This window comes from Pseudomonas sp. HMWF021 (assembly GCF_003061005.1).
In the GTDB taxonomy this organism is placed as follows: domain Bacteria; phylum Pseudomonadota; class Gammaproteobacteria; order Pseudomonadales; family Pseudomonadaceae; genus Aquipseudomonas.
In genome coordinates this window covers 1-1,265 of the sequence record NZ_QAIK01000164.1, presented here as the reverse complement: position 1 = coordinate 1,265, position 1,265 = coordinate 1, and the positions used below count along the sequence as shown (strand labels likewise).

At 60.9% G+C, this 1,265-nt stretch carries 2 protein-coding genes; both read right to left on the bottom strand.

Annotated elements, in window-relative coordinates; genetic code table 11:
- On the bottom strand, positions 1-447 hold a 447-nt coding region (rlmJ, locus tag DBR18_RS29775), incomplete at its 3' end, for a 23S rRNA (adenine(2030)-N(6))-methyltransferase RlmJ (RefSeq protein ID WP_256588862.1).
- A 417-nt stretch (positions 448-864) separates the two neighbouring features.
- Positions 865-1,185: a hypothetical protein gene (locus DBR18_RS23360; protein WP_108592093.1), complete on the bottom strand. Its 321-nt coding sequence runs from the start codon at positions 1,183-1,185 to the stop codon at positions 865-867.
- Positions 1,186-1,265 lie beyond the last annotated feature (80 nt).

The window sequence follows — 1,265 nt, the reverse complement described above, 5'->3', positions numbered from 1 at the left end:
CGCCCGCGCCACATGCCAGCCCTCGCCCAGATGCACCTTGACCCGACGGTCGCCGGCCATGTTGTCCTTGAGCAGCACGCCGTCCTGCGGGTGCTTCTCGTTGAGCATCACCCGGTCCTGCGGCCGGGTCAGACGCCGCGCCAGCTCCGGCGAACCCGGGTAGTAGCGCAACTGGCCATCGGGGTTCATCTCGTGCAACACCTTCATGTAGTCGGCGGTCAGGGCCGGCAGATCCGGCTGATCCCACAACCGCGCGATGCCTTCCAGGTACTCGCCGGTACGGTTGGCCTGATCGCCCTGCAGGTCGTACAGGCCGATGCCGGCGTGCGTGTCGAGATAGGCAAACGGCTGCTCCTTGCGCGACATCAGGGCGATGAGGCGGGTCAAGGTCAGGTGTTTGAACACATCGGCGTGATTGCCGGCATGGAAGGCGTGACGATAATTCATGGCTGCTCCTGCGAGGGCCGTGAAGTTTACCTTTTACCGGGCGGCAAGTCAGGGGTTGGCGGCCGAGCGGGCCTCAACATGCCGATAACCTGCTCAGAGGTGTCACAGGTCAGTTGTCTCGACAACGTATCGAAAGCTTTACCAAAACTCAGGATGCGTAAATCGCTGATGGAATCAAAATCAAAAGATCGCAGCCTTCGGCAGCTCCTACACGGGATTGGCGTACACCCTGTAGGAGCTGCCGAAGGCTGCGATCTTTTGCCCTTGCCTTTGTGGCGAGGGGATTCATCCCCGATGGGCTGCGCAGCGGCCCCAAGACCTCAATCCCCCATTCCGTCTCACACCGCGACAACCGGGTTGCGACTGCTACGCAGCCGAGCGGGAGCAAGCTCCCTCGCCACAAAAACGCTCTCAGGCTTACAGGGACAGGTTGCCGAGGCGTTTGCCAATCACATCCAGCACATCACAGCCGTCACGCAGCGGAATGGCGCAGAGCATGGCGAAGTCGCTGAGGATGATCGAGTCGCACTCGACCGAGCCGCGCATGCACATGTTTTCCAGCACCTGGATCACGGCGCGGATGCGGTAGTTGGCGGCGTCCATGAGGATGTCGAGGGGGACGTGGGTATCGACGAACAGCGTGGGCATGTCGCTGCAGTTGCCGGTCAGGGCCATGAAGCGATTGTCGGGATGAGGGATGATTTTTTCGTAGGGTGGGTCGGGTTTAAGCGCTGTCATCTTTGAACCTCTGGTAGTGAAATGAGCTTCCACCATCTCCCTCCTACAGGTTTGGGTGGCAGCCATGCGCGGGGTAGGAG